We start from the raw sequence: 19,533 nt of genomic DNA, 5'->3' as shown, positions 1-19,533 counted from the left end.
TCACCGCTCGGCGGACAGGCGTGAGCTGGGCAGCCGGCCTTCGAGCACGTCGACCCGGCTCTGGAACTCGCGGATCACCTTGCGGCGGGCCAGGTGGAATTCTTCCACCGCTCGTTCGGCTTCGGTGAGGCGGCGTTCGGTGGACATCTGTCGCTCTGTCGCGGCGGCCTCGCCGGGGGAACGGAACAGCGCGGCGACCGCATCACCGACGAATCCGGCATTGACCGGTGCGATCGATCCGAGGGCGCGTCCGGCGGTCCGCGCCACGAAGGCGCCGAGCTCGGCCAGGGCGGCTGCGGGGCCCATCCCGCTTCGCCGGCGAAGGTCGGCGAGCAGGGCGTGCAGGTGGGCCTGGTTCAGGGACCGTTCCACCTGTTCGAACACGTCGGGTACGACGGCGGCGAGCGGGACGTCGACGTTGGTGGGGTGCATGTACCCGTCCGGCCGTTTGGCGACCGCCCCGGCGGTGTCGAGTGCGGCGAACGACGGGCCGACCGCGCTGACCGGAATCAGGCGTACCACCCGGTGTGCACTGTGGACGTTGACCAGGTCGCGGAAGCCCGGGTTGGACATGAGGAGCTTGCGGACGGTGTGCAGCCGGCCGTTCTCGTCCGCGTCGATGTCGGCCAGCAGGTCCCATTTGGTGATGACGAAGGTGATCGGGCAGGAGACGAGCATCATCAGGCTGATCATGGCGGTGAGGGTGTGTTGCAGGCGCATCTGGCCTTCGGGCTTGCCGTCCAGCCATTGCCGGATCCGGTGGCCGTCGATGAGGCCGATCAGGGCGTCCGCCGTGCCGACCCGGTGTAGCAGGTCGGCCTGTAGGGTGCTGCCGGGTGCCTGCGGTTCGGTGAGCAGGCCGCCGGCGTATTCGAGGTAGCCGAGGTTCATCACGGAGTGCAGCGCGCCGGATGGGGTTCTGGTCCGTACGGTGAAGGTGAATTCGCGGGTGTCCGCCAGTGCCGTGCCGGTGGGCCAGTCCAATGCCGGGTCGGCGACCTCGGAGAACCATTTGTTGAGCAGGGTCACCTGCTCGTAGGGCGCGGTGAGGAAGTAGCTGCGCCCGGAGGGTGTCTGCATTTGGTGGTACATGCTGGCCAGTAGCAGCGTCTTGCCGGATCCTCGTGGTCCGAGGGCGACGACGCGGAACGTGGGGACGGGCTCGATGCCGGCGTTCCGGGCTACGGCCGGCGGGCGCTGCGACCGGACAATGAGGACGGTGCCCACAGCTCCCGCGCCGGCGAGGGCCAGGATGCCGGCGATCACTACGACGCCTGTCATGATTTCTCCTTGCTGGGCCGGTCCGGTGATGGCAGTTGGGTTCCGGCGGCGTTCGGGCCGCCGCCGGCGAAGGCGGTAACCGCGCCGGCCGCGTCTTGGGCGTCGCGGCTGGCCACGAGTGCGAGGCCGCCGGTGAGGACGACGCCTTCGGCGTACCCGTCGACGTCGCAGGCCCAGCGCCGCTGGCCGGTGTTCGCGTCGAGGGCGAGCAGGCCGCCGGCGCCGGACGCGACGTACACCGTGTCGCCGGTGAGGGCTGGCCGGTCCACCGGACCAGGCACCGGGCGTTGCCACCTGAGGGCGCCGGTGTCGCGTGCGACCGCGTAGAGCAGGCCTGGCGCCGTGTCGGTACCGATGAAGACGGCGCGGCCGCCGACCGCGAAGGACGACATCGGCGGGTCGCCTGGGGGTGCGAAGACCCATTTGCGGTTGCCGGTGCGCGCGTCGAGCGCGTGTAGCCGGGTTCGGCGGCCGGGAAGGGCGGCGGCGGCGACGCCGGCCACGTAGATGGTGCCGGCGTCGACCGCGGGGGTGACGATCCGGTCGCCGCCGGTGTCGTAGGCCCAGATGACGCGCCGTGTGCGTAGGTCGACTGCGGTGAGCCGGCCGCCGCCCTCGCCGCCGACGTACGCGATGGTGTCCGAGATCGCGATGCGGGACACGTTGTGTCCGATGTGGACCGACCAGCGTCGGCGGCCGTCCGTCGGGTCGTGTGCGGCGAGGTCGCGCGTACGGGTGCCGGCGTACAACACTCCCGCGTGCACGCTCACCTGCGCCCCGTCGACCACGCCGGCCAGGCGCCAGCGTTCTCGCCGTTGGTCGAGGTCGATCGCGTGGGTGACGCCGTCGGCTGTCGTGGCGTACACCGTGGGGGCGGCGACCGTCAATGGGGCGTTGAGCGCGGCGCCCAGCGCGACCGACCACAGCGGGGCGCCGGTGGCCAGGTCCAGAGCCACGAGCGACCGGTCGCCGGGCGCCAGGACGTGGCCCGCCGCGACGGCTGGTGGGAACGTGACCGGCGCGGGGCCGGTGTGCCGCCACCGCTGGTGGACCGGTGCCCGCGGCCCGGGTCCGGGCATGCGTCCGGTGCGGCTCAAGTCGCCACGGTAGTCCGTCACGTCCGGCGGGGTCGGGACCGCTGGCGTTGCGGTCGAGCAGCCGGCCATCAGGACCGCGGCGGTCGCTGCGAGGAGGGTCGGTTGTCTCATGTGTCGACTCTGCGGCCGTACACCGGCGGCGCCTACCGTGCTGCCACGGTGCCGGCGACCCGTTACACCGCGCATGATGGTGGTCGTGAGGGTGCGCCGGCTGCTGGCGGCCGCGGTGGCGGTCGCTGTCGCCGCGCTGTCGGTTCTGGCTTCGCGGGCGGATGCCGCAGCCGGCGCCGCACCGGGGTATGTGGCCGCCGACCTGGCCGTCGGGGTGGCGCTCGCCGGTGCCGCGCTGGTGGCGGCCGGCGCCACCGCCGAACGGTTGCTCGTGGCCGGTGCCGGCGCGGCGTGGCTGGCCGGTTCGGTGTTCGCGGAGGTCCGCTCGTTGCATCAGGGCATGCTGCTGGTCGCGTTGGTTGCCTTTCCTGACGGGCGGATCCGCGGTCCGGTGCGGGTGTCGCTGGTGGCTGCGGCGGCCGTTGTGGCGTTCGGGCTGGTGCCCCAGGTCGGTGTCGCGGCGTTGTTCGCCACCGTCGCGGCGGTCGCGCTGCTCGGCGCTGCGCGGCTGCGCGGCGCTTTTCCGGCCGCCGCCGGCGGCGTGCTCGCGAGCGCGCTGCTGTACGCGTGGTGGAGTGGCCGGCACGACGCACCGGTGCCGCCGCTGGCCGTGTACGAGGCGGCGCTGCTCACGGTCGCCGCCGGTTTCGCCGTCGCCACCCGGCTGGTGCGTCGCGACGCCGCCCGGCTCGCCGACACCGCGCTCGGCGGTGGACTGAGCGCCGGCCTTCCGGGCCTGCGCGAGGTGCTGGCCGGCCTGATCGGCGATCCCGGCCTGCGCATCGAGATGTGGGACCCGGTGGCGGAGCGGTTCCGCGATCCGGCGACCGGCGGTGCCCGGCCCGCCGAACAGAGGCCGGCGTTTCCGGTCCGGGACGGCGGTGCCTTGGTGGCCCAGGTGGTGACCGGGTCCCGGGCGATGGCCGACCCGCCGACGGCGGCAGCGGTCGGCACCGCCGTCGCTCTGGCGGTAGCCAACCACCGGCTGCGTGAGGCGCATGAGCGACACGTCGCGGAGCTGGAGGCGGCGCGGCGGCGGCTGCTGGCCGTGACCGACCGGGAGCGGGACCGCGCGGCGCAGGCGCTGCGCACCGGCGTGATCGCCGCATTGGACAAGGCGGCGGCTGAGCTGGCCCGCCGGGACAGCAGCGGGACCGGGCCGCAGCTGGCGGCGTTGCTGGACGAGGCGGCCACCGAGCTCGGGCTGGCGGCCGCCGACGTACGGCGGATCGTCGGCGGCGCCCCGCCGCTGGCGCTGGGCGAGGGCCGGCTGCGGGCGGCGGTCGAGGCGCTCGCAGCGGCGAGTCCAGTCCCGGTGGCGGTACGTGTGGACCCCACGCTGGCGGCGGATGCCGCGGTCGAGACCGCCCTGTTCTACGTGTGTTCCGAGGCGCTGACGAACGTCGCGAAGCACGCCGGCGGCGGACGGGCCTGGATCGATCTGCGGTGTGTGTCGGGGCATGTGGTGCTCGACGTCGGCGACGACGGGTGCGGTGCCGCCGACCCGCGTGGCTCGGGGCTGCAAGGCTTGGCCGACCGGTTGGCGGCGGTCGGCGGCCGGCTGGCCGTGACCAGCCCGCCCGGTGGCGGCACGGTGGTGACAGCGACGGTCGGGCTCACATCCGGCAGTCCGCCGGCACGTCCAGCGGTTCCGGCGCAGCCGCTGCCACGCTGAGCACGTCGGCCAGGGACGGCGCGGTGGCCGGGTCGCGGGCCAGCGCGTCGATGACCGGCCGCATCGCCTGCCGCATCTCCGCGAGCTGCCGCGGCGACGCCGTGGCCACCCGGACACCTTGCCCGCACAGCCGCCGGGCGATAGCCGAGTCGTCGTACGGGTGGGTGGCGGAGGCCTCTACCGCCTCCTCGGCGGCGGCCCGGAGCCACTCGCGCTGGCGGCCGGTCAGCGCGTCGTGCCGGGCCCGGCTCATCGTGATCACCGGCATGCGGGGCCACAGGACGACGTTTCCGGCCAGCGCCGGCAGCAGCCTGCCGTAGCTGTTGCGGGCGTACTGGGCCACGTCCGTCTCGACCGCCCGCAGCGTGCCGGCCCGCACCAGCTCGGGGAACGTATAGCTGGCCTGCACCGGGACGGCACCGAGCGCTCGGTACGCCGCCTGCTGTACCGGCGAATTGAATGCGCGCACCGGCACGCCGCGCCACCGGCGAATGTCGGTCAGCGCGGCGGTGGTCGACCACGGCCGGCGCAGCGGACCGACCGCCAGACCCAACCCCACCACACCGGAACCATCGAGTGTGGACAATAGCCGTCCGGCAGCCGGCCCGGTCACCAGAGCTCGCTGCGCGGCGTACGTGGTGACGGTGAACGGCGCCTCGATCGGCTCCAACCCGCGCAGCCCGGCGTGGCTGAAGGCGCGGCTGGCCGGGAAGCCGCCGTCCAACTCCCCGCGCGCGAGGGCCGCCACCATCTCGCTCTCCGCGGCGGCCGCGCCATCGCCGTAGTGGTCCACCACGCTGATCCGCATCTGGCCCCCGGACAGCCGCGACACCGCCGCCACGAACACCTCCGGCGCCACGATCTGCCCGTTCGGGTTGAGCGTGTCGATCGTGCCGAAACGCAGCACCACGACATCACCGCCGGTCTTGTCCACCACGCCGGCGCCGTCGCAGGCCGCGCCGGCGCCGACGCCCACCGCCAGCGCCAGGCACACCAGCACCCGAGCCCTCACGAGATACGCGTCCACGGTTGTGCCGTCCAGTTGCTCAGCTCGGGGAAGGTGGCCTGGTCGCCCAAGCCGCCGTAGTTGCGGAACGAAACGCCATCGCCGGCAAGCGTCCAGTCCAGATGGTAGGCGTCCTCGGGCCCACAGCCGTCCGCCTGCTCGGAATGCCGGACGCATCCGGAGAGCTTCATCTTCCGTTCGACGTCACCGACGAACCAGACGGTCTGTCCGGTGCCGCGCAGCGTGCCCACCTCGACCACTGCCGGCATGCTCGGGTCGTAACCGCCACAGTCGACGCCGGGCGTGGTCACCGGCCGGCACTCGAGTGTGAATGTGCCGTCCTTCACGGTCAGCGTCCACGTGCCCGCGTGACCGGGATCGTCGACGCCGAACGCACGCAGCCGCTCAACCGAGAGCTGGGTGCGGTAGACCCCGCCGGGGAACTCGGACGCCTCGGCCGGCACCTGTGGTCCGGCGGAAGCCATGGGGGCGGAGGTGACAGGCGGCGGCGCGGCCGGCGGTTGATCGGAGGCGCTGTCCGCGCAGCCCGCGACGAGCGCCGGCAACAGCGCCAGCCAGGCCATTCGATATGCGGTCATGCTGCTCACGCTACGAACGGAGTCACCGGTACACCACCGTGGTAACCCGGTGCCCGGCCGCTGCCGCCGGGGATACGCTGCCTGACGTGACCGGCCGGAAAGAGACCACGCTCGCGGTCATCCTCACGGTGACCGCGCTGGCCGCCGTCCCGGTCCTCACGACGCCAGCGGAGCCGGCCCTGACCGCGCTTCACATGCTCGCGCTCGCGACCGTTCTCGGTGCCTGTTGGACGGCGATCAACGAAGATTCCGGCGCGGTCGCCGGGATCGCAGTGATCGGCCTGGCCTGGCTGCTTCCGACCTTCGCCGGATGGTCGCCGCTCGGACCGTACCCCCGGGCGCTGCTCCTGGCCGCGCCGCCGCTCGCGGTCGCCGGCGTCGCCGTGCTGCTCGGCGGCCGGCAGCCGGCGCCGATCCTCCTCGCCTCCGCGGCGGTCGCGGCGCACGCACTGACGTACGACCCGTTCTACGACACGTCCTGCGAACGCACCTGCCTCGCCGCGCCGGCCCCGCTGTCCACCGTGGTGGACAACCGGACGGCGACCGCGCTCGTGACCGGGCTGACGCTGGCAGCCGCGCTCGTCGCGATACGCCGGAGCCGGCCACCGCTGGTCTGGACCGCCGGCGCCGCCACCGCCGCACTGACCGTCGCCACGATAGCCACCGGCGCCGACCCGCTCCCGGCAGCAGGGGCGGCGCTCACCAGCGCGGCCGTATCGGCAGAGGCGATCCGGGTACAGCTCGTCCGGCGCCGGGTGCGCCGCGCGGTGGCGCAACTGGCCGGTGCCGCACCCGCCATCGCCGCGCACTTCAGCGTCCCCGGCGACGGCCGTTGGGTCGACAGCGCCGGCCGGCCATTACCCCAGGACGGCGGACCAGCCGCGATCCTGCTCGACCGGGACACGCCCGCGGTACGGCTGCTGCTGACCCCGCACGCCGACCCCGCGCGCACACTCGCCGCGCTCACCCCGGCCGACCGCCTCGCCCTACAGAACGCCCGCCTCCGCGCGGCCGGCGCGTTCCAACTCGACGAGATCCAGGCCTCACAGCGGCGCATCGTCCAGACCGCCGACGCCGAACGCCGCCGCATCGAACGCGACCTGCACGACGGAGCACAGCAACGGCTTGTCGCGGTAGCGATGCACCTCGGCTCGGCCCGCCCACAGGCGGACACCGCGACCGCCGCCGCCATCGCCGCGGCCACACACCACGTGCGCCAAGCGCTCGCGGCCCTGCGCGCGCAATCGTCCGAGTCCAGCGAGGTGCTAGCCACCGAGGGGCTGACAGCCGCCATCGAGGACCTCACCGACCGGGCCGCAGTCGACGTCGACCTGCACGTCGCGCTCACCGGCACCTCGATCACCTGGCCGGCGCAGCGGGCCGCGGTCGCCGTGGTCGCCGAAGGGCTCGACAACGTGGCCCGGCACGCCGGCACAGGCCAGGCCAGCGTGAACGTCGCCGACGACGGCACGGAACTGACGATCCGCATCACGGACAACGGGCCAGGAGGGGCGTTCCCCGGCCCCGGGCTCACCGCACTCGCCGACCGGGCCGGCGCACTCGGTGGCCACTTTCAGCTGGTCAGCCCCGCCGGCGCCGGCACAACGATCGTGGTGACCCTGCCATGCGCCTAGTCGTCGCCGACGACGTAATGATCGTCCGGGCCGGCCTCGTCCGCCTGCTCACCGATGCCGGGATGCAGGTCGACGGCGAGGCGTCCGACGCGGCACAGCTGCTGCGGCTCGTCGCGGTCGAACGCCCAGACGTCGCCATCGTCGACATCCGCATGCCACCCACCCACCGCGACGAAGGCCTCGTCGCGGCCCGCGAGATCCGCACCCACTACCCCGACACCGCGGTGCTTGTGCTCAGCCAGTACCTCGCCACCCGCTACGCCGAACGACTGCTCGCCGACCAACCCGCGAGCCTGGGATACCTGCTCAAAGAGCGAGTGTCGGACGTCGACGTCCTCACCGACGCGGTCCGCCGGGTCGCGGCCGGCGGATGCGTGATCGACCCGACCATCGTCCAGCGCCTGCTCGGCCGGACCGGCGCGGCGGCCGCCGGGCTCACACCCCGGGAACGAGATGTACTCGCGCTGATGGCCGAAGGCCGCTCGAACGCGGCAATCGCACAACGGCTCGGAATCCGCGAACGCACCGTCGAAGCCGCCTGCGCCCAAATCTTCGCCAAACTCGGCCTACCGCCCGACCCCGACGCCAACCGGCGCGTGCTGGCAGTCATCAAGGTCCTCCGCGGCGCCTGACCCGCGCCCAGCGCCCGGGACGAAAGTGCATGGTCGGCAGCCGAGCGCCCGCGGCCATCGTGGATGAGTACCACGCTGCTGCTGTTTGGCGCGTTCTCGGTGTCCTGTCGGCGTTCGACTACCGCTCGTCACGATCTCCCTTGACAATGTTGCTGAGTGGAGTCATAGTTGAGTGCACTCAGAAAGTCGAACCGCATGGTGCCGCCGGCAAACGCGACCGCCCGCGCCCGGCAGCTGCCGACCACGACATAACAACGTCACGAAGAAGGAACAAGAAGTCATGAGAGCGTTCGTCGTCGACAAGTACAAGACTCCGCCGCACCTGGCGGACGTGGCCGAGCCCACCGTGGGAGAGCGCGACGTGCTCGTGCAGGTGCAAGCCGCGGGTCTCAACCAGCTCGATGAGAAGATCCGAGCGGGCGAGTTCAAACAGATCCTGCCGTACCGGCTGCCGCTGATCCTGGGCAACGACGTCGCCGGCACCGTCGTTCGGGTCGGCGCGAAGGTGCGCGGGTTCAGGTCGGGCGACGAGGTATACGCCCGGCCCGACAAGGACCGCATCGGCACGTTCGCCGAGCGCATCGCCGTCGCCGAGTCCGACCTGGCACTCAAGCCCGCGTCGATCAGCATCGAGGAGGCGGGCTCGCTGCCGCTGGTCGCGTTGACCGCATGGCAGGCCCTCGTCGAGCGGGGCAACGTGCGGGCCGGGCAGAAGGTCCTCATCCACGCCGGCGCCGGCGGAGTCGGGTCGATCGCGATCCAGCTCGCCAAACACCTCGGCGCGACCGTCGCCACCACGGCCAGCGGCGCCAATGCGGACTTCGTGCGCGAACTCGGCGCCGACACCGTCATCGACTACCGCACCCAAGACTTCGAACAACTGCTTGCCGGGTACGACCTGGTGCTGGACAGCCTTGGCGGCGAGAACCTCAAGAAGTCGCTGCGCGTGCTTCGTCCCGGCGGCACGGCGATCGGTATCGCCGGCCCTCCGGACCCGGCCTTCGCCCGCGAGATCGGCGCCAACGCGGTGCTGCGTCTGGTGATCACCGCACTCAGCAGCGGCATCCGCCGCCAGGCCCGCAAGCTCGGCGTGAACTACCAGTTCCTGTTCATGCGTGCCAGCGGCGACCAGCTCCGCCAGATCGCGGCCCTCATCGACGGCGGTGCGCTGCGTCCGGTCGTCGGCAAGGTTCTCCCCTTCGACCAGCTCCCCCGGGGCCTGGAAGCACTCGAGAAGGGCGGCATCCGAGGCAAGGCCGTCGTCAGTAAACCGTGATCGCACCCACAGGACTAGCAGTAACGTCAAATCATATCCAAGGAGCACGATCATGAGCACACGCGACAACTCGAACGAATCCGTCATCACGTCCTACGCCCAAGCGCCGGCCCGTACCATCTCCGCCGGTCACGTCACCTACGCCTACCGCGAGCTGGGCCCGAAGGGCGGGATTCCGGTCGTCTTCCTGGTCCACCTGGCCGCGACCCTCGACAACTGGGACCCCCGGATCGTCGACCCCATCGCGAAGCACCACCACGTCATCGCCTTCGACAACCGTGGTGTCGGCGCGTCGACGGGCCAGGTGCCCGACAGCGTCGAGGCGATGGCCGACGACGCCTTCACCTTCATCAAGGCGCTCGGCTTCGACAAGGTCGACATCTTCTCCTTCTCCCTCGGCGGCATGATCGCCCAGGCACTCGTGCTCAAGCACCCAGAGCTCGTCCGCAAGCTGATCCTCACCGGGACCGGCCCCAAGGGCGGCAAAGACATCGACAAGGTCGCCGGCATCACCTACTACGACATGCTCCGGGCGACACTGACCCGGTCGGACCCGAAGGAGTTCCTGTTCTTCAACCGCAACACCACCGGCAAGCCCGCCGCGAAGGCATTCATCAAGCGCCTGGAGGAGCGCACCGCGGACCGTGACGCGCCGATCAAGGTGAAGGCGCTCCAGACGCAGTTGAAGGCCATCAAGAAGTGGGGACGCGGCACGCCCGACGACCTGTCGACGATCACCCAGCCGACCCTGATCGCCAACGGCGACAACGACCGCATGGTGCCCTCCGTCCTCTCCGAAGACCTGCACCGTCGCATCAAGGACTCCGAGCTGATCATCTACCCCGACTCCGGCCACGGCGGGATCTTCCAGTTCCACGACAGGTTCGCTCCCGTCGCCGTGGAGTTCCTCGCGCGATGACCGGCACACTACGAAATCCAGGAAGCCGAGCAATGGCTCAGACACCGACGTATACCAGGAAGCCCTTCGCCTCATCGATCCTGCTGTGGATGCGCACCGACCAGCCCCGTCAGCAGGGGATGGATCACTGGAAAGGCCCACACTCCAAGATCATCAGCGCGACCCCGGGGTTCGAGGAGTACCGGCAGATCCACCTGACCGAAGCCAACCCCGGGCTGTGGCCGGCCATCAGTGGAGTCGAGACGGCCATCCCCGTCGATCGCCGCATCGACGGGGTCGCCGAGGTCACCTTCACATCGGTCCTCTCGCCGCTCTCGGGCCGGAAGCAAACGAAGCTGGCCTACAAAGACGAAGTGAATGTGTTCCGGCGCACTCTTCTCTACGCAGGGCCGCCGAACTCCGCTCGCTGGTACCACGTCGCGGATCCCAACGAAAAGGAGCAAGCCCGAGCCCTGATCTACCTCAGGCGAAGGCAGGACGTCAACACCGGTGCCTTCCGGCGGTTCCTCACCGACGAGATCGTCCCCGCCCTCGCGAACACCGGCATGCTGAAAGAGCTCCGAACACAGGTGTTCATGCCTTGGAACCAAAGGCTCTGGAACACGCCCAACGTGGCACACGACAACCCCACGGACGAGCGCTTCCACGCCTCACTGATCCTTGGCTTCACCGACGGCGCCGCACGACGGGCATACTTCGCAAGCGATGCCGTCACGACGCTGTCGGCCAAACTTCCCGCGTTCGTCTCAGCGGTCCACGCCTACGAGGTTGCCGAGGCGCTCACCTATGTGAAGCACGGAAAGATCCTGCCGAACTACCACAAGTAATCGACCGGGGCGCAGCAGCGGTGAACGCGAGCCGACGTCTCCGCCCCCACGTCGCCGGTTGACTATGCTCATAGCTGAGCATAGTCAGATCTCGGCGAGAGGACACGTTATGCCAGCCGCCCCTCAGCCGGTCGGACGGCGTGAGCGAAACAAACAGGAAAAGCTCGACCGCATCACGGCCGCCGCTCGCCAGCTCTTCGCCGAGCACGGCGTCGATGAGGTCACCACCCAGCAGATCGCCGACAAAGCCGACATTGGCACCGGCACGCTGTTTCTCTACGCCAAGACCAAAGGCGAGCTGCTCCTGCTCGTGCAGAACTCCACCTACGCCGAGGCGCTCGCCCAGGGCAAGGCGCAGGCACAGAACACTCCCGACGTGCTCGATGCCGTGATGGCGATCATTCGCCCGGTCGTGGAATGCAACCGCGTCCAGGTCGACAACGGCCGAACCTACCTGCGAGAGATGGTGTTCGGCGACCCCGAGGAACCCCACCACCGCGACGCCTTAGGCCTCACCGTTCAAACCGAGGAAGCGATCGCCGTCGTGTTGCAACGGGACCAGCGCATCGACCCCGGCGCCGCTGCCACACTCGCCCACGTCGTCTCCGCGATCATGTTCCTCAGCATGGCCGCCACGATCAACATCAACAGCACCGTCGACGACATACTCAAAGAGATCAGGGGCCAGGTAAACGTGCTCCTGACGCGCTAATCACAACGGGTCCCAGAAAGAACAGGCACCCGGCGGCCATGCCGAGTGCGGCTTTGGCGTCAATTAGTCCTGGCGCAGCATTGACACAGGTCCACCGGCCTGGGGCGGTGCGGTGCGGGGCGCCGGCCTCGACATCGACCAGTAGCCGCGGGGGGTACGTTCTTGGAGTGATCAGGGTGCTGCTCGCCGACGACGAGGTGATCGTGCGGGCGGGGGTGAAGGCGATCCTGGCCGCCGCGCCGGACATCGAGGTGGTGGCGGAGGCAGGTGACGGGCGCGAGGCGCTCGACCGGGCGCGAGCCCACCGGCCGGACGTGGCGCTGCTCGACATCCGGATGCCGGTGCTGGACGGCCTGGCTGCCGCGGCCGAGTTTCACCGCGTGGTGCCCGACGTCTCGGTGGTAATGCTCACGACCTTCTCCGAAGACGAGTACATCGCGTCCGCTTTGGACAGTGGGGCGAGCGGGTTCCTGCTCAAGTCCGGCGACCCGTACGAGCTGATGGCGGCGGTGCGAGCCGTGCACGGTGGCGCCGCTTTCCTGTCACCGCAGGTCGCCCACCGGGTGATTCGGCGGCTGTCCGGTGGCGTGATGACCCGCGAGGCGGCGGCCAGGGAACGGGTCGCAGCCCTGACGCCGCGGGAGCGGGACGTGCTCGCCCTGGTCGGTGCCGGGTTGTCCAATGCGGAGATCGGCGAGCGGCTGTTCCTGGTGGAGGGGACGGTGAAGGTCTACGTCAGCGCGATGTTGAGCCGCCTGGAGCTGAAGAACCGGGTACAGGCCGCCGTGCTGGCGTACCAGGCGGGGCTGGTCGAGGAGTAGCTACTCGGCGCTGATCGCGGTCAGCACGTCGGTCCGCGCGGCGCGGCGGGCGGGCCAGAGCGCGGCCACGACACCGACCAGGGCGGCCACGGCGACGAAGAGCGCCAGCCGGCCCCAGGGCAACACGAGGCTCCAGGTGTCGATGCCGATCGCGGCGACGACCTCGCCGATACCCCAGCCGAGGAAGGTGCCCAGCCCGACGCCGAGTACGCCGCCGAAGAGTGAGATGGCCAGCGACTCGAGGCGGACCATCCGCTTGACGCCGTGGCGGTCCAGGCCGACGGCGCGGAGCAGGCCGATCTCCTGCACGCGTTCGTGTACCGACATGGCGAGCGTATTGACGACGCCGAGGATCGCGACGACGACAGCGAGGGCGAGCATGCCGTAGAGGAGGTTCAGCACGAGGCCGATCGCCCCGGTGATGCCGTCGGCGACCTCCTGCCGGTCCTGGGTACGGATCGCCGGGCTGTCGCCCAGCGCGGCGCGCAACGTGCGCCTCGTCGCCTCGCTCGCGCCGTCCCGGGTCGCCACCATGATCTCGGGGGCGGTCGGGCGGTCGAGATGCGGATCCATCACGGACACGTCGGTCTTGAACCCGTCGTCGAACGCGCTGCGGTAGAAGCCGGAGAGCGTCAGGTCGGTGCGGGCACCATCCGGCCAGGTGAACTCGACCGTGTCGCCCAGCCGCCAACCGTTGGCCGTCGCGGTCTCCTGATCGACCACCACGGTGTCGCCCGGGGCGAAGCCGCCCTCGGTGAAGTCGATGTCGAGCAGCTTGTCGATGCTGGCCGTGCGGAAGCCGACCACGATCTGCTCGGTGCCGGCGACCTGGACCGGGATCTCCCGCCGGGGGGACGTGGCGACGACCTCGTCCAGGGCCTCCAAGATCTCTTCGGTCTTCGCCGCGAGCGGGCCGGCGTTGGCCATGGAGACGATGTAGTCGGCGCGGTAGACGCCCGCACCGGCCAGTTCGTCGACGGCCTTGTCCGCGCTGGCTCCGGTGACGGTCAGGGCGGTGATCAGCGTGAGGCCGATGGTCAACGCGGAGGCGGTGGCGGCGGTACGGCGCGGGTTGCGTACGGCGTTCTGCGCGGCCAGCGTGCCGCTGATGCCGAACCGCCGCAGCACCGGCCGCGCGGCGGCGATCAGCAGCCGGGACAGCAGCGGGGTCAGCGCGATGACGCCGACCAGCAGCAGCACGGCGCCCAAAGCAAGTGGGAGCTTGCCGTCGACCACCGCCGTCGCGGCGACCACCAGGGCGGCGCCGGCGGCGGCCAGGACGGCGCCGACGGTGTTCCGCAGCACCAGCGAGCGTCTGGTCGCCGGTGCCTGTATCGCGCTCATCGCGGCCACCGGCGGGATCTTCGCGGCGCGGCGGGCCGGCAACCAGGCGGCGAGCAGCGTGACGCCGACCCCGAGCGCAAGGCAGACCAGGACCGTGCGGGCGCCGACGACCAGCGGACCGTCCGGCACCGTGTCGCTGGTGGCGGAGAGCACCGCGCGTACCCCGGCACCTACGCCGATTCCGCTTATCAGCCCGGCCACGGTGGCGGCCAGCCCGACCACGCCGGCCTCGGCCAGCACCGAGCGCGTCACCTGGCGGCGGCTGGCGCCGACGGCGCGCAGCAGCGCGAGCTGCTTGGTGCGCTGGGCGACCAGCATCGTGAACGTGTTGACGATCAGGAAGCTGCCGACGAACAGGGCGATGCCGGCGCTGGCGAGCAGCACCGGGCTGAGGCTACGGATGCTCGCGGCGTTCCGGTCGGCCTGCTCCGCGGCGAGTTGGGCGCCGGTGACCGCCTCGATCCCGGGCGGTAGGAGTGGCTGGGCCTGCCCGCGCAGCTGCTCGGCGGAGGTGCCCGGCGTCACGGACAGCTCGATCTGGTTGTAGCGGCCCGGCTCGGCGAAGAGCGCCTGGGCGGTGGCGGTGTCGAAGAGGGTGAGGGTGCCGCCGGCGGCGACGTTACCGTCGTCGGTACGGAAGACGCCGGTGATCCGCTCTTCGAGGACGGGTCCGCTGACCGACAGCCGGACCGTGTCGCCCACCGCGTAACCGGTACGCCTGGCGGTCGTGGCGTCGATGGCGATCTCACCAGCGGCCTGCGGCGCCCGGCCTTCGGCCATCGGGTGGCGGATGCGGTTGGTGCCGAGCGTGGCCCAGCCGTCGCCGACCATCTGCCCGTCCTTGCCGGCCAGCGCGGTGAAGCCGGAGATCACCCCGGACGCGGAGGCGGCGCCGGGCAGGGCGCGCGCCTGGTCGAGCAGCTCCTCGTCGATCAGCCGTGCGGTGTCGTGGCCAGCCCCGCTGCGAGCCGCCCGCAGCTGCACGTCGACGCCGGTGAAGCTCTTCTCCGCGCTGTCGAGGTAGGCGCCGGAGACCGTGTCGGTGAACACCAGAGTGCCGGAGACGAACGCCGTGCCGAGCAGCACGGCGAGCATGGTCATCGCCAGCCGGGCCTTGTGGGCGAGCACATCGCGCATGGCGGCACGGAGCACGCCGGGTCCCCTCAGGGTCTTTCGCACCGCTTTCCTCACGCCGACGAACCTACGAACATGACCGGGTACCCGGCTGCACCCGATCGTCAGCGGCCACTACTAACCTTCGTCAAAGGCCGGCTTACTGTCTTTCGTCAGGTGTCCCGTCAGGCCGCGGCCCGTAGCGTGAGGCTCGTGCAACGGCTCACCCGGCTCGTGAGCGGCAGATGGGCGGCCGACCTGCTGCTGTGGCTCGTGATCACCGCACCACTGCTCATCCCGGACGACGGGGAGTCCGCGCAACTGGCCGCGGTGCCGGTGCTGTGGCTGCGGATCGTCGCGGTCCCGCTGCTGGCGTTCGCGGTGCTCATCTCCCGGCGCGCGCCGGTGGCCGCGACCGCGGTGACGATGGCGCTCGGGCTGGCGGCGACGCCCGAGCTGCTTAGCGCCAACTTCGTGCTGGCACAGGGGCTGCTGGCCTACCTGCTGGGCCGGCGCTCGGCGCGGCGGCGGGAGCCGCTGCTGCTGTTCGCCGCGGGGTGCGCGACAGGGCTGCTCCTCGTGCCGGCCACCGCGAGCGCCACGATGTCCGACTGGTTCGGTCTGCTCGCCAACGTGCTGGTCACGTTCGTCCTCCCGTGGCTGGCGGGCCGTTACGCGCGCCAGCACGCCGAGCTCGTCCGCACCGGCTGGGAGCTCGCCGAGCGGCTCGAACGGGAGCAGGAGCTCGTCGGCGACCGTGTGCGGCTGCGGGAGCGCTCACGGATCGCCACCGACATGCACGACTCGCTCGGCCACGAGCTCAGCATGATCGCGTTGCGGGCCGCCGCGCTCCAGGTGGCCCCCGACGCCGGAGAGCGGTCCCGGCAGGCCGCTACGGAGCTGCGCCAGGCCGCGTCCGCCGCCACGCAGCGGCTCCGTGACATCGTCGGCGTGCTGCGCGAAGACGGCGAGAGCCCGCCACTGCTGCCGGCCGACGACACCGTGGGATCGCTGGTCGCCCGCGCCGAGGCCGCGGGGATGCCGGTGACACTCGTCGACGGCATGTCCCCACCAGGCTCGCCACCGCTCGCGCCGATGACGGACCGGGCGGTGTACCGGGTAGTTCAAGAGGCGCTGACCAACGCGACACGGCACGCCGCGGGAGCGAAGGTCACGGTGACGCTGCACCGGGACGGGACCGACGCGGTGGTGAGCGTCGTCAACCAAGCACCGCCCGCGCCGCCGGCGGCCTCGTCCAACGGCGCGCACCCCGGCTCACCCGACGGCGGCCACGGCCTGGTCGGCCTGCACGAGCGGGTCCGGCTTGCCGGCGGCACGCTACACACGGAGCCGCTGGACGGCGGCTTCGCGGTCACCGCCCGGATCCCCGAGACCGCCGCGGCGGTCACCACCCCGCCACCGAGCACCGGCACCTCGCGACGCGAGCTCGCGCTGGCCCGCGGCCGGGTCCGCCGCACCATCATCGACGCGATCTGGGTACCGGTGGCGGCGGCCGCCGTGCTGTTGCTCGCGTTCGCCGTCGACACCGACAGCCGGTCCCGGTCCCTGCTGCACCGGGACGTGTACCAGCAGCTGCGCATCGGCGACGCGCAGCCGCTGGTGGAGCAGCACCTCCCGGAATGGCAGGTCGGCGGTCCCGGGCGGCCGGACGGCACCCCCGCCGACCCACTCGGCGTCGACGAGTGCCTCTTCTACCGCACCGACCCGCACGTCCGGTCGCCCGCGTACCGGCTGTGCTTCACCGGCGGGCGCCTGTCGCACAAGGACACGGTGTACCTGCGCGACTGACCGACGCTGTGGGGTGTTCACCCGACACAGGTCTGGCGCGTTCGTAGCTACCGTGAGCGCTTCGATCGGCAACCCACGCCTAAGGAGTGCTTCATGCGCCGACTCACCCGCCACGTCGTGCGGATCGCCGCCCTCGGCCTCGTCGCCGTCGGTGGTCTGACGGCCACGGCGAGCCCAGCCGCCGCCGCGTACACGCCGGAGGGCCTTTGCGGGTCCAGCTACTACCGGCTGTCCTCGGTGGCCCTGAAGACCAACAGCGGATACGTCTGGGGCACGACCTACGTCCTCTACAGCGCCTCCACCCGAAAGAACTGTGCCGTCACCATCAAGAGCGCCCACGTCGGCGTGCCCACGAAGACCACCGTGCGGCTCGAGGACCAGAGTGGCGAGCTGGGCTACGACTCGGACTCGTACCGTTGGTACGCCGGGCCGGTCTACGTGACCGCGCCGAACGAGTGCATCACATACGGCGGCTACGTCTACAACGGCGCCGGCACCACATACGCCTATGGATCCCGCTGGTACGTGCACTGCGGCTAGGGCTGAGGTGCGGGTCGACGTCGCGGCGCTCGAAACGTTCGCGTCGCGTATTCACGGGCTCGGGCTGGACGTGGCGGCGGGCCGGCGTTATGTCCGCGACCACGCCGACTTCGGTTGGCTGGAGGACGGGCTGATCGGCTTGCTGCGCCCGGCCCACGAGAACGCGGCCGCCGAGGTCGACGAGGCGTTGCGGCGCCTGGAGTACCTGCTCGACCGGTCGGCTTTGGAGCTGCGATTCGCGGAGCGGTACTACGTCACCACCGACGTCGCCGCGGCGTCCGATCTGGACCGTACCTTCGACGGGGCGCCCGTCCTGTACGGGCCGCTGCGGCCACGGACACCCGACGTTCGGGTGCCCCTGGCCGGCTGGCGTGATCCCCAGGTGCACCTGACCGATCCGGGGGAGCCCGAGGCCACGATCGGCGACGGGTACGTCGATCCGGTCCAGGTGTTCGAGGTGGTCAGCCCGGCGTCCTGGCTCAACTGGCTGCTTCGGGAGACCGTCGGCTTCGACCTGATCGGGTCGATGACGAAGCCGTTCACCGGGGACTGGCGGGCGCTGGCCCGCTTCGGCGTCGCGGTGGCGCGGCTCGGTGACTGCTTGGACGACGTCGGTCAGAACATCCGGTACGCCAGCGAGGAGGTTGGCCGCCACTGGACCGGCAACGCCGCCGCCAGCGCGCTGGCGTACTTCGGCGAGGTGGCGGCGGCGTGCGCGGCGGCGCGGTCGGCGTTGCAGGAGCTGTCCGAGCGGTACAAGGAGGCCGCGCGCGGCAACTGGCTCTTCGCGAACCAGATCGCCGGTGTCATCACCGCCATCACGGACGCGGTGATGGTCGGCGGTATCGGCGCCGGCATCGGTACGCTGCTGGGCTGGACCGGGATCGGCGCCTGGGCCGGCGGCGTGCTGACCGCGTCGCAGGTGATGCGCATCCAGGCGCTCGCCGCGGAAGCCACGAAAATCATCCAGTCCGCCGGCACCGCGCTCGCGGCCATCGCCGGTGCCGTGATGGCGATGACCGACCTGGGTGGCCTCAAGTCGCTGCCGCTGCCCAGCCGCCCGTACGACCACCCGGGAGCGCCGTGACCGCGTACGACGAACTGGTCGAGATGACCGGGGGCGACGAGCCGACCGCCCGGGCACTGCTGGACGGACTCCGCCAGATGAGCGAGCTGTCGCCCGACCCGGGGCTGCGCCGGTTCGCCGCCGATGTGCTCGCCGGCCGGGTCACGCTGCGGGAGGTGGCCCGGTCGGAGTCGTACGACGCCGTGCTGAGCCCACACTTCCGCGGCCTGACGCGGTGGCGCGACCATGCCGGCGAGGTCGAGACCGGTAGCGGCTCGTGAGCGGGTGGTGCCAGCGTGTCCACATCGGACACGCTGGCACCGCACTCCGGTACTCCGCACTCAGTAGTTGGCGAGGCGGAAGGTGGACCAGCCGTGGCCGATTTGGGCGGGTGTGGCGAAGGTGCCGTCGCCGTCGCCGGTCCAGCCCCGAGCGACCCGGATACGACCACAGCACGTTGCCGGAGTCGACCGCCAACAGATCCTCGTACCGATCCCCGTTCACGCTCTCCGCCGCCAGGTTCACCGCCGGCGGGTTGCCGAAGTAGATGTACTCGAAGCTGGACGCGGAGACGGTACGGGTGCCGTACCCGGACGGCCGCGCCCAGTTGTACTCCTCGATGAGCACTGTGCCGTCGCCGTTGACCCGGGCGACCCACGCGACGTGGCCGAACGAACCGGCGTCCGATTGTGCGATCGCACCCGGCCGCGGCGTGGAGCTGACCGTCAGCCCGGCGCGTCGGGCGGCGTCGTCCCACGTGTTCGCGTTGCCGAAGTGTTCGCCGAGGTACTGGTTGGTGAAGTCGATGCCGATCCGGTCGTTGAGCCGCCACGCGGCGAACGAGGTGCACTGTCCCTTGTAGAAGTTCCACGGGTCGACGCCGCTGCTCTGGCCCCGGTAGGGGTAGTCGTCGACGACCGGGCCGGCGTCGGCGTGCGCCGGACGTGCGGTGCTGGCCAGGTCGACCACACCGGTGGTGAGCAGGCTGAGCGCGGCCGCCGCGGCGAGCGCGACGGCGAGACGCCGAAGGCGTCTTGCGGTATGAATCAAGGCCCTACCTCCTGTGAACGC

17 protein-coding genes are annotated in these 19,533 nt (G+C 71.2%); 11 read left to right on the top strand and 6 right to left on the bottom strand.

Annotated elements, in window-relative coordinates:
* Together AC5L36_RS13175 and AC5L36_RS13170 are read right to left on the bottom strand one after the other, a co-directional pair.
* On the bottom strand, positions 1-1,281 hold the full coding sequence (locus tag AC5L36_RS13175; protein ID WP_441215753.1) for a hypothetical protein: 1,281 nt from the start codon (positions 1,279-1,281) through the stop codon (positions 1-3).
* Complete coding sequence (locus AC5L36_RS13170) at positions 1,278-2,489, bottom strand: outer membrane protein assembly factor BamB family protein (RefSeq protein ID WP_441215752.1); 1,212 nt, start codon at positions 2,487-2,489, stop codon at positions 1,278-1,280. Before AC5L36_RS13170 ends, AC5L36_RS13175 begins: the two co-directional genes overlap by 4 nt.
* Positions 2,490-2,574: 85 nt before the next feature.
* On the opposite strand from AC5L36_RS13170, the gene AC5L36_RS13165 reads away from it, so the two are divergent.
* The gene (locus AC5L36_RS13165) at positions 2,575-4,164 is read left to right on the top strand and encodes a sensor histidine kinase (RefSeq protein WP_441215751.1); all 1,590 of its coding nucleotides are present in this window, start codon (positions 2,575-2,577) and stop codon (positions 4,162-4,164) included.
* On the opposite strand, the gene AC5L36_RS13160 is transcribed toward AC5L36_RS13165, so the two are convergent.
* Both AC5L36_RS13160 and AC5L36_RS13155 read right to left on the bottom strand, forming a co-directional pair.
* Positions 4,106-5,176, bottom strand: coding sequence for a TRAP transporter substrate-binding protein (locus AC5L36_RS13160; RefSeq protein WP_494908083.1), 1,071 nt, complete (start codon positions 5,174-5,176; stop codon positions 4,106-4,108). The genes AC5L36_RS13165 and AC5L36_RS13160 overlap by 59 nt on opposite strands.
* Positions 5,173-5,754 carry a hypothetical protein gene (locus AC5L36_RS13155; protein ID WP_441215749.1) on the bottom strand — a complete coding sequence of 194 codons (582 nt, stop codon included), beginning with the start codon at positions 5,752-5,754 and terminating at the stop codon, positions 5,173-5,175. The genes AC5L36_RS13160 and AC5L36_RS13155 overlap by 4 nt, the downstream gene beginning before the upstream one ends.
* Positions 5,755-5,855: 101 nt before the next feature.
* Between AC5L36_RS13155 and AC5L36_RS13150 the strand changes: the two genes are divergently transcribed.
* From AC5L36_RS13150 to AC5L36_RS13120, 7 genes are all read left to right on the top strand, one after another.
* Complete coding sequence (locus AC5L36_RS13150) at positions 5,856-7,403, top strand: sensor histidine kinase (protein ID WP_441215748.1); 1,548 nt, start codon at positions 5,856-5,858, stop codon at positions 7,401-7,403.
* On the top strand, positions 7,394-8,035 hold the full coding sequence (locus tag AC5L36_RS13145; RefSeq protein WP_441215747.1) for a response regulator transcription factor: 642 nt from the start codon (positions 7,394-7,396) through the stop codon (positions 8,033-8,035). The genes AC5L36_RS13150 and AC5L36_RS13145 overlap by 10 nt, the downstream gene beginning before the upstream one ends.
* A gap of 331 nt (positions 8,036-8,366) precedes the next feature.
* Entirely contained in the window at positions 8,367-9,311 is a 945-nt protein-coding gene (locus tag AC5L36_RS13140) for an NADP-dependent oxidoreductase (RefSeq protein WP_441215746.1), read from the top strand.
* A gap of 52 nt (positions 9,312-9,363) precedes the next feature.
* Entirely contained in the window at positions 9,364-10,230 is an 867-nt protein-coding gene (locus tag AC5L36_RS13135) for an alpha/beta fold hydrolase (protein WP_441215745.1), read from the top strand.
* Positions 10,231-10,319: 89 nt separating this feature from the next.
* A complete protein-coding gene (locus AC5L36_RS13130; RefSeq protein ID WP_441215744.1) occupies positions 10,320-11,057 on the top strand; it encodes a hypothetical protein in 738 nt (245 codons plus the stop codon).
* Between the two features lie 109 nt (positions 11,058-11,166).
* Entirely contained in the window at positions 11,167-11,769 is a 603-nt protein-coding gene (locus AC5L36_RS13125; protein ID WP_441215743.1) for a TetR/AcrR family transcriptional regulator, read from the top strand.
* Between the two features lie 167 nt (positions 11,770-11,936).
* Complete coding sequence (locus AC5L36_RS13120; RefSeq protein WP_441215742.1) at positions 11,937-12,590, top strand: response regulator; 654 nt, start codon at positions 11,937-11,939, stop codon at positions 12,588-12,590.
* Here AC5L36_RS13120 and AC5L36_RS13115 read toward each other — a convergent pair whose 3' ends face one another.
* On the bottom strand, positions 12,591-15,086 hold the full coding sequence (locus AC5L36_RS13115) for an ABC transporter permease (protein ID WP_441215741.1): 2,496 nt from the start codon (positions 15,084-15,086) through the stop codon (positions 12,591-12,593). It lies immediately after the preceding gene.
* A 174-nt stretch (positions 15,087-15,260) separates the two neighbouring features.
* On the opposite strand from AC5L36_RS13115, the gene AC5L36_RS13110 reads away from it, so the two are divergent.
* The 3 genes from AC5L36_RS13110 to AC5L36_RS13100 all read left to right on the top strand — a co-directional run bounded on the left by AC5L36_RS13110 (position 15,261) and on the right by AC5L36_RS13100 (position 18,483).
* Positions 15,261-16,856: a sensor histidine kinase gene (locus tag AC5L36_RS13110; protein ID WP_441215740.1), complete on the top strand. Its 1,596-nt coding sequence runs from the start codon at positions 15,261-15,263 to the stop codon at positions 16,854-16,856.
* A 93-nt stretch (positions 16,857-16,949) separates the two neighbouring features.
* Positions 16,950-17,396: a hypothetical protein gene (locus AC5L36_RS13105; protein WP_441215739.1), complete on the top strand. Its 447-nt coding sequence runs from the start codon at positions 16,950-16,952 to the stop codon at positions 17,394-17,396.
* A 7-nt stretch (positions 17,397-17,403) separates the two neighbouring features.
* Positions 17,404-18,483, top strand: coding sequence for a hypothetical protein (locus AC5L36_RS13100; protein WP_441215738.1), 1,080 nt, complete (start codon positions 17,404-17,406; stop codon positions 18,481-18,483).
* 141 nt (positions 18,484-18,624) lie between these two features.
* Here the strand turns inward: AC5L36_RS13100 and AC5L36_RS13095 are convergent, their stop codons facing one another.
* Positions 18,625-19,512, bottom strand: coding sequence for a CHAP domain-containing protein (locus AC5L36_RS13095; RefSeq protein WP_441215737.1), 888 nt, complete (start codon positions 19,510-19,512; stop codon positions 18,625-18,627).
* Positions 19,513-19,533: the final 21 nt, after the last annotated feature.

It is taken from the genome of Phytohabitans sp. LZ39 (genome assembly GCF_059359075.1).
The sequence above is the reverse complement of the archived record's forward strand: the minus strand, read 5'-3'. Positions and strand labels throughout refer to the sequence as shown.

Excerpts from the sequence above, each read along its gene's own strand:
- AC5L36_RS13135 (WP_441215745.1), top strand. The coding sequence starts at position 9,364 with ATGAGCACACGCGACAACTCGAACGAATCCGTCATCACGTCCTACGCC.
- AC5L36_RS13105 (WP_441215739.1), top strand. The coding sequence starts at position 16,950 with ATGCGCCGACTCACCCGCCACGTCGTGCGGATCGCCGCCCTCGGCCTC.
- AC5L36_RS13170 (WP_441215752.1), bottom strand. The coding sequence starts at position 2,489 with ATGAGACAACCGACCCTCCTCGCAGCGACCGCCGCGGTCCTGATGGCC.
- AC5L36_RS13155 (WP_441215749.1), bottom strand. The coding sequence starts at position 5,754 with ATGGCCTGGCTGGCGCTGTTGCCGGCGCTCGTCGCGGGCTGCGCGGAC.
- AC5L36_RS13175 (WP_441215753.1), bottom strand. The coding sequence starts at position 1,281 with ATGACAGGCGTCGTAGTGATCGCCGGCATCCTGGCCCTCGCCGGCGCG.
- AC5L36_RS13145 (WP_441215747.1), top strand. The coding sequence starts at position 7,394 with ATGCGCCTAGTCGTCGCCGACGACGTAATGATCGTCCGGGCCGGCCTC.
- AC5L36_RS13130 (WP_441215744.1), top strand. The coding sequence starts at position 10,320 with ATGCGCACCGACCAGCCCCGTCAGCAGGGGATGGATCACTGGAAAGGC.
- AC5L36_RS13125 (WP_441215743.1), top strand. The coding sequence starts at position 11,167 with ATGCCAGCCGCCCCTCAGCCGGTCGGACGGCGTGAGCGAAACAAACAG.